This window comes from Azospirillum agricola (assembly GCF_017876095.1).
GTDB lineage: Bacteria > Pseudomonadota > Alphaproteobacteria > Azospirillales > Azospirillaceae > Azospirillum > Azospirillum agricola.
This window is the reverse complement of the sequence record NZ_JAGINM010000056.1, coordinates 1-6,965: the sequence shown is the minus strand read 5'-3', so window position 1 is coordinate 6,965 and position 6,965 is coordinate 1. Positions and strand designations below refer to the sequence as shown.

9 protein-coding genes and 1 pseudogene are annotated in these 6,965 nt (G+C 58.9%); 7 read left to right on the top strand and 3 right to left on the bottom strand.

All coding sequences use genetic code 11. The features are described from left to right. Window positions 1–128: 128 nt before the first annotated feature. Window positions 129–437, bottom strand: coding sequence for a hypothetical protein (locus J2847_RS33575; protein ID WP_209783064.1), 309 nt, complete (start codon window positions 435–437; stop codon window positions 129–131). A gap of 289 nt (window positions 438–726) precedes the next feature. Between J2847_RS33575 and J2847_RS33570 the strand changes: the two genes are divergently transcribed. Beyond that, window positions 727–1,161, top strand: coding sequence for a hypothetical protein (locus J2847_RS33570; protein ID WP_209783063.1), 435 nt, complete (start codon window positions 727–729; stop codon window positions 1,159–1,161). Here the strand turns inward: J2847_RS33570 and J2847_RS33565 are convergent. Then, window positions 1,111–1,704 (bottom strand): recombinase family protein, encoded by a 594-nt coding sequence (locus J2847_RS33565; RefSeq protein ID WP_325169540.1) that lies wholly within the window; start codon window positions 1,702–1,704, stop codon window positions 1,111–1,113. The genes J2847_RS33570 and J2847_RS33565 overlap by 51 nt on opposite strands. 98 nt (window positions 1,705–1,802) lie before the next feature. On the opposite strand from J2847_RS33565, the gene J2847_RS33560 reads away from it, so the two are divergent. Continuing rightward, window positions 1,803–2,144, top strand: a complete 342-nt coding sequence (locus J2847_RS33560; protein WP_209783062.1) for a DUF4158 domain-containing protein — start codon at window positions 1,803–1,805, stop codon at window positions 2,142–2,144. Window positions 2,145–2,240: 96 nt separating this feature from the next. On the opposite strand, the pseudogene J2847_RS33555 reads toward J2847_RS33560, so the two are convergent. Beyond that, window positions 2,241–2,494, bottom strand: a pseudogene (locus tag J2847_RS33555) (ISL3-like element ISAzs13 family transposase); the annotation flags it as partial. 406 nt (window positions 2,495–2,900) lie between these two features. On the opposite strand from J2847_RS33555, the gene J2847_RS33550 reads away from it, so the two are divergent. The 5 genes from J2847_RS33550 to J2847_RS33530 form a co-directional block, all read left to right on the top strand. Next, complete coding sequence (locus tag J2847_RS33550; RefSeq protein ID WP_209783061.1) at window positions 2,901–4,043, top strand: hypothetical protein; 1,143 nt, start codon at window positions 2,901–2,903, stop codon at window positions 4,041–4,043. Next, window positions 4,043–4,846, top strand: coding sequence for an HAD-IIA family hydrolase (locus tag J2847_RS33545; RefSeq protein ID WP_209783060.1), 804 nt, complete (start codon window positions 4,043–4,045; stop codon window positions 4,844–4,846). Before J2847_RS33550 ends, J2847_RS33545 begins: the two co-directional genes overlap by 1 nt. Next, window positions 4,839–5,507, top strand: coding sequence for a beta/alpha barrel domain-containing protein (locus tag J2847_RS33540; RefSeq protein ID WP_209783059.1), 669 nt, complete (start codon window positions 4,839–4,841; stop codon window positions 5,505–5,507). The genes J2847_RS33545 and J2847_RS33540 overlap by 8 nt, the downstream gene beginning before the upstream one ends. A 185-nt stretch (window positions 5,508–5,692) precedes the next feature. After that, complete coding sequence (locus tag J2847_RS33535; protein WP_209783058.1) at window positions 5,693–6,595, top strand: hypothetical protein; 903 nt, start codon at window positions 5,693–5,695, stop codon at window positions 6,593–6,595. Between the two features lie 63 nt (window positions 6,596–6,658). Beyond that, window positions 6,659–6,965 (top strand): transposase (locus J2847_RS33530; protein WP_233474974.1); only part of this gene is annotated, 307 nt, incomplete at its 3' end.

The following is a 6,965-nucleotide window of genomic DNA, read 5'->3' as shown; positions in this document are numbered from 1 at the left end:
CGCTGTGGAAAACCGGCCCGCCTACGCCAGCTCTGGGGGGCGCTTCGGCGGGCCGGTTCCCCACAGCTCCTACACCACGTTCAGGGACGTGACCCGTTCCGAGACGGCCCATAGGGCTGCTGCAGACCCTATCGAGACGCACGGAGGGCTTGCCGAGGAGACCCCACCGCATTCGATAAAGCCCATTTTTGTGACGTCACAGAAAAGGACGCCGCGACCGCCGGCTCGTCCCGCTCCTCGATGCCGGCGGCTCCGCCCCGGTGCTTCAGCCCCGCCTCGCCGTTGATCAACAGATCCGTCACCGGCTCCTTCAGCCGGTCGGCGCCGGCCGGGTCCGGGGTGTTCGTCCTGGTCGGGCAGCTGGTCGAGATCTCGGTATGGCACTCCAACCCGGGCTCGATCAGCAGGACGGCCGGCGGCTCGTCCTGGTCCTGCACCTGGCCACGGTCCTGTCGTTGATCGGCGCCGTCCTGGTGCTTCAGCGCCGCCCTACCGGTGAGGGGGCTGGCGCAGCGTGGCCTTACCGCGGCCCATCCTGAATGGTGATGCTGCCGGAGTTGCCGATGATCAAGAGAGCGACGGCAATGAGCGTAACGGTCGGCTTGGCTGCCATCACGACGTCTCCCTCGTCAGAATGCTTCTCTACCAGCCATAGGCTTTCTTTCAGGAGGTAAACTGGTAGATATAGCATCGTGTAAAGAGAAAATTCCTCATGGAATGCCACCGATGAAAGAGCCTGGATCGGGATACCGGATGGAACGGTCGGCGGCAACGCTGTCGGCGCTCGCGATCGTCGGCATGGTCGTGGGGCTGCTGATCCGCAACGAGCCGATCGCCGATCCCCGGCTGTTCTTCGCCCTGCGCGTTGTCGTGAGCGTCGCCGCGGCCGTGCTCGGCGCCGCGATCCCCGGCTTTCTCCAGGTCCGCTGGTCGCGAGGCGGGCTTGCCGTTCGTGCCGGCGGGGCGCTCGCGCTGTTTGTGCTGACCTTCGTCTACACTCCGGATCTGGTCACCGCCCAGGACACCGCCCCCGCCAATGTCGGGGTAGACCCAACAGTCGTGTCATCAGGGGCCATTTGGAAAGCGGCATGGGAAAGCGACCGAGCTGAACTATCCCGGAGGCTGCTTTCGATCTCCCGGCGCATGCTCCTTGAGCCGTGAAATGGTGGCATGGCTTACATTGTAGGTGCGGGCGATGTCGGTCAGCGCCTCGCCGTTGTCGCGTCGTGCGATTGCCTCACGCATTTGATGCGGTGTCAGCTTCGACGGGCGCCCTAGCTTGACGCCTCGGTCCTTCGCCCGAGCCCGACCTTCGCCGGTGCGGGTGCGGATCAGGTCACGCTCGAACTCGGCCAGCCCGCCGAGCACGGTCAACATAAGGCGACCGTGCGGCGTGGTCGTGTCGGCCCACCCATCTCCCAGGGAACGGAAGCCAGCCCCCTTCGCGGTGATCGTGGCCAGCGTATTGAGCAGGTCGCGGGTGGATCGGGCCAGGCGGTCGAGCCGTGTCACCATCAGGATGTCGTCGGCATCAAGGGCGTCCAGCGCGCGCCGAAGCTGGGCGCGATCGGTCTTCGCCCCGCTCGCCACCTTCCGGAACACCTTGCCGGCGCCGGCTGTGGTCAAGGCAGCAACCTGCGCCTCCACGCTCTGGCCGTCCGTCGACACACGCGCATAGCCGTAAATCCTGGTGCAATTATGCACATATATTTTGCACAGAAAAAAGCGTGCGTTGTCAGTCCGTTAAGTTTTGTGCGGAATTCTTGATTTCTGCACAGGCCGCGGCTCCGGAGATTCAGGGCGTGAGCGTCGATGACCGCACCGGCGCGGAGCCCTGGCTGCTGACCGAGGCCGATCACGCCCTCGTTCAGGAGAAAAGCCGGGCCAATCGGCTTGCCTTCGCGGTGCTGCTGCTGTTCCACCGGGTTCACGGTCGATTTCCCAAACGGCCAACGGACGTCGATGCCGCCACGGTGGAACACGTGGCCCAGCAGCTCGGCATCGAGGCCAATCTCGATCTCCGGCATCCGGCAACCGATCGGACCTGGAAGCGACACCGTGCCGAGATCCGCACCCGGCTCGGGTATCGGGAGCCAACCGTCGCCGACGCCGAGGCGCTCGAGGCGTGGCTGGCGGTCGGGTGATGTCTGCTTCGTCATAATGACCCCAGTCTCTCAAGAAATGGGGCCTCCAGGAAACCCGCCGCGGTTCAGTTTTCTGCCCGTTCCATGTTGCGACCCCGTCTGGGCGATGCGGGTTTTTGCGACCAGCCGCGAGCGTCCAGCGCGGCGACCTCCTCGAAACGGGTATGGCGGGCGGCCTGGATGACGGCGCCCCTTTGTTCGCGACGGGTCGATGGTTTGCCACCCTCATCGGGCTGTGGCGAAGGCACCTCTTGTCCGGTTTCGTCGACGGGAGCGACGGCCAGTTTGGCCCCCGCCCGCAGATCCCGATGATGACCGGTAAGAAGCTCACGCAGCGCATCGGTGAAGGTCGGCGCCAGGTAATCGCGCATGCCCGCTACACCATCTTCCAGATGGCCGAGGTGGCGGTGCCGCGCGATCTGTTCCACAGCCTGCTGATGCGTCGGCAACCTCCGGCCACGACTTTTCGCACCATGTTGACGGCAGACGGGTGGATCTACAGTGGCTTCCGACAGGCGAGATACGTCCACTGCGTTGCGGAATAGCCAGCTAGAGGCGAAAAATGCGAGAATTTTGGGCTGAAGAGACCAAAACCCGGGATGTTCCCACCGGCGAATGGCGCGACACGTGCTTCCTGCTCTTCTCATACCATCCTGGGGCGGGTACACTACGTCCCGAGATGGGCGGATGGGCCGTCAATCTGGGAAATGTCGGTTAATATGTCGCAATATGACTGTTAGATGACGGGGTCAGTAAGTGAACCACGCCACGGCGCTAGGGATTGGTGTAGTTTCTAAAAACACTGTTGATGCTGCCATCAACGTGGCAAGTTTGCTGAGTGAACCGATCTTTCTCATCTGCAGTCGACGCCAAATCGACCACGAAGGTGTTGGCGGCGGATACGTGAACAACTGGTCGACCGAAGCGTTCGCAGACTATGTGATACGCCGTAGGTCGTCGAACCTGCTTGTCGCGCGGGACCATGGTGGCCCGTATCAGGGGCGTGTTACAGTCTTTTCTGGTGCAGATAGCGCGATCGAGGACGCTTCCCAATCGTTCCGCGCCGATATTCGTTCAGGGTTCGACTTTCTGCACTTTGACACTTGTCTCGAAGAAGCAGGGTTTGCGTCGAACACTGTTGCCCTGCAACGGTATCACGATTTGCTTGGGGACGCTTCTGCCTTTGCATTGTCCTTGAATCGCGAATTCGGTCACGAGGTCGGCACTGAAGACCAAATGGAGCAAATTGCATCAGTGCAAGACACTGCCGACATGCTGGATGAGCTAATTGCCGCTACCAAGGCGGCCGGGTTTGCCCTTCCGGACTACATGGTTGTTCAAACGGGGACAAGAGTCGTCGCAACCGGCAATGTCGGTGCCACGGCACAAATCACAACCCAACTGTCGTCGCATGGCGCCGACTTAATGGCACTGGCCGCCCTATTGGGTAGATATGGAATAAAACTCAAATGCCACAACGGTGACTACATTAATCACCAGACGCTTCGAATGCTGAACCATTGCGGCATAGGTGGTATGAATGTTGCTCCGGAGTTCGGAACCACCGAAACGAAAACACTCCTGACGCTGCTGGGTCGGTATGAAATGAGAGACGAGATGCAGGAGTTTGTCCGCCTCGCTGTCGAAAGCGGCACTTGGCGGAAGTGGGTCGACAACGACGCCGCATACTCAGATGTTCATCTCGCAACAATCTGTGGCCATTACTGTTTTTCTCACCCGGAAGTGCTCAGAATAAAGCGTGAGTTGGACCGCTTTCTGACAAGAAAAGGGGGTGTTTCGCTGGATTCACTCCTTAAAGTCGAAATCGAGAGAAAGATACTTTTCTACGTGGATTCTCTGGGTTATGCGCAACCTGTGACGGCAAAGTTTGTCACCTGATGCGCAGCGTTAATCTCAGTCTGTTCCTCGAACCGTACGATACATTGCTCGTGGACGTTGATGGCGTTTTGACACATCACGGCGAGTTTTCGGATGCCGCGATGCATGCCTTGAAGACCTTTCGGTCAAAGAACATCTTCATTTGCACGAATTCTGTACGTCGGACTCCTTCCATTATCGCCTCGAGATTGGCATCGCTCGGGCTATCTATCCCTGCGGACGATGTATTTACAGGCGCACGAGCGGCAGTGGCTTTTCTGCGCCGTCTGGACAATACTCAGAAAGTCTACCTGTTCGGCTGCGGCAGTGCTTCAGAATATTTCATAGAAAATGGAATATCAGTCCACGACGAGATAGATAAAGCCTCTGCCTTTGTGCTAGGGGCAATAGACGCTCAAGTAATGAACGTTGAAGCGTGTACCAAGATCGCAAACAGACATCTGGACGGGGCAATTACAGTAGCAACGAGCGAGGACCTGGTGGTCCCGCACACTGATGGCAGCATCAAACTTGGCACAGGCTTTCTCTCCAAGTTCATCAAGAGCTTGTCGGATACGAACTATGCTCTAGTGGGCAAGCCCAGCCGATCATATTTTGAGACAGTTCTCAGTGAAGTTAAGGCCCGAGGCGGCGGTCGCGCCGTTATGATCGGCGATACTTATTCGACTGACATTGTTGGAGCGCACAGTATGGGTCTGGATACCCTATATGTAACCCGCCAAGTGACGGCTAAGCCTGACGCCTACGCACACGGAGTAGCTGTGGCCTTCGCGATGGATGCGGAGGTTTTTGTGAATGACTGACCGTCGCAAGCCGGAACTCTTCGTTTCTCTTTGGTCCGTCATAGAAGGATCTCATGCTGTCTCTATGTATGCGTCCGTTGCGAGCCGGCTGCACCTCGACGTCATGGAGCAACACTATTGCGGATCGGACTTGTTCCTGGACTTCCAGCCGGAAAAGCTGCTGGCTGATGTTCCGCTAATGCTTGATGCACATCTTATGATTGGAGATCCAGTGACGTGGATCCAGGCCTGCCCCTACAAGCACCGCCTGGCGTCGGTTTCTGTCCATCTCGATAGCGCAGCAGCGGTCCGAGAGTGCGCTAGGATGCTAAAGCACGACAATATAGAGGTCGGCATTGTCGTGCGTCTGGAAGATGACTGGAACACGGTTTGCGATCTTCTGCCCATATGCGACCAGGTTGTCGTCATGGGAACGCCGATCGGCGTTAAGGGCGTTGGCCTGCAGGAACGGGCGTTAGAAAATATCCGCCGTCTTGTCGTTATCAGAAGAGAGACCGGAGGCAGGTTTAGAATTCTGGCGGACGGTGGCATCCGCAAGGACACGTTGGAGAATCTCGTTGACGCGGGCGCCGACGCCCTCGCGATTGGATCTCTGATCTGCGCCGCGCCTCAACCTCCTCATGAGTTCTGGGATCGCTTTGAGCCAGGCCAAATGTCATGATCTGGCCGTTTTTGACGCTCTCGGGGGACACCCCGGCCTCCAACTTGTCCTTGCCCCAAAATCGACAGAACCGATTGCTGGTTGTGAACGAGCATGGAGAAGCATGGGGGCGTAGACTTCTGCCCGGTGGCTTGTCGAAACGCCTATCGACTTCAACGCTTTTTTTTTCGTCCACCAATGCTTGCTTGGTCGAAGCCCTGACCAACGGCAATGGAGCTTCCCTTTGCAATATCTCCGAGGCTCTCGACTACCTTGTCTCATTCGTCGGCTGGACGAAGGACGTCACGGTAATTCAGAATGGTGGGCATGCAAGCAGGCTCGCCGAGCTGGCTGCTGGCAACAAGGGAGCGGTGGCACTGTTCGATGACGTGACGCTGTACGACTTGGCATGCTGGGAGGCTGGGTTGTTTTCACCGCACGTGTCGGACTGCGTACAGATCGCACCGATCGACATGTTTCAGATACCCGCCAATGCCCGGTTGCTTGAGCAGGTCGCTCGCAACTTGGAAAGAGGGCATCTGGTCGTTGTCGGGATCCCCGTACGCCCTGACGAACTGACACCTAAACAGCTTGAAAAGTGGGGCTTTCTTGTAACGAGGGCGGACGACGACGAGGTTGTTGGCTTCGTTGAACATCCCGGGACGGCGGCAAACCTGATTGCGGGGCTTCCCGCGGGCGACGCGTCCGAGTTCAACCTGTATTTCAGTACGTTCCGGTTCTTCCTGAAGGCTTCAACATTGGCGAACATTGCATCAGCAATTCGGCCCGAACTGGCACGGCTGCCCGCAGGTCACAAGATTGATCTGAGCGATCACGTGATCGAACCTCTTTTCCGCAGTGAGAGTTCAGAATGGCGCGCAAAGCAAGGTGCTTTGCTGGCGTCGTCCGGTGCCACCATCGCGGAAAGATTGGTCGCGCTTGGAGTTGGAGTGAGTGTTGCATCGGCTGGAGCCGACGGCGTATCCGAAGACCTTGGAACACACGAAGCCCTGGAGGCCTTCAGGCAATTCCGGGAGGTCGGACCAGCGAGCTGGGGTGGTGTTTGGACCGCAATCCACCAGACAATGTTATCCGGCGTAGAAAAGTGAGGTGGTCCCCGTTCCCCGGACAGTCGGATAAGCTTGGTTCGCCCATCAGGAAGGACGGACCCGATGACGGGGAACAGGAAACGGTATTCGGCGGAGTTCAAGGCGAAGGTGGCGCTGGAGGCGATCCGGGGCGAGCTGACGGTGTCGCAACTCGTGGCCAAGCACGGGGTGCACCAGACGCTGATCAACGCCTGGAAGAAGCAGGCCGTCGAGGGGATGGCCGGGGTGTTTTCCGGCAAGGCGGAGGCTGCTGAGGCCAGCCATCAGGGCGAGGTGTGTCAATCGGCCTCGAAAAACCAGCCATCATCGGCGTCCAATTTCCAGCCACGCTTCCAGTTGCAGAAGCCCGTTGTCCAGGGAGTCCACGGGA

Bases quoted from the DNA above. Each gene is read 5' to 3' on its own strand.
- J2847_RS33540 (WP_209783059.1), top strand. From the start codon at position 4,839: ATGACTGACCGTCGCAAGCCGGAACTCTTCGTTTCTCTTTGGTCCGTC.
- J2847_RS33570 (WP_209783063.1), top strand. From the start codon at position 727: ATGAAAGAGCCTGGATCGGGATACCGGATGGAACGGTCGGCGGCAACG.
- J2847_RS33545 (WP_209783060.1), top strand. From the start codon at position 4,043: ATGCGCAGCGTTAATCTCAGTCTGTTCCTCGAACCGTACGATACATTG.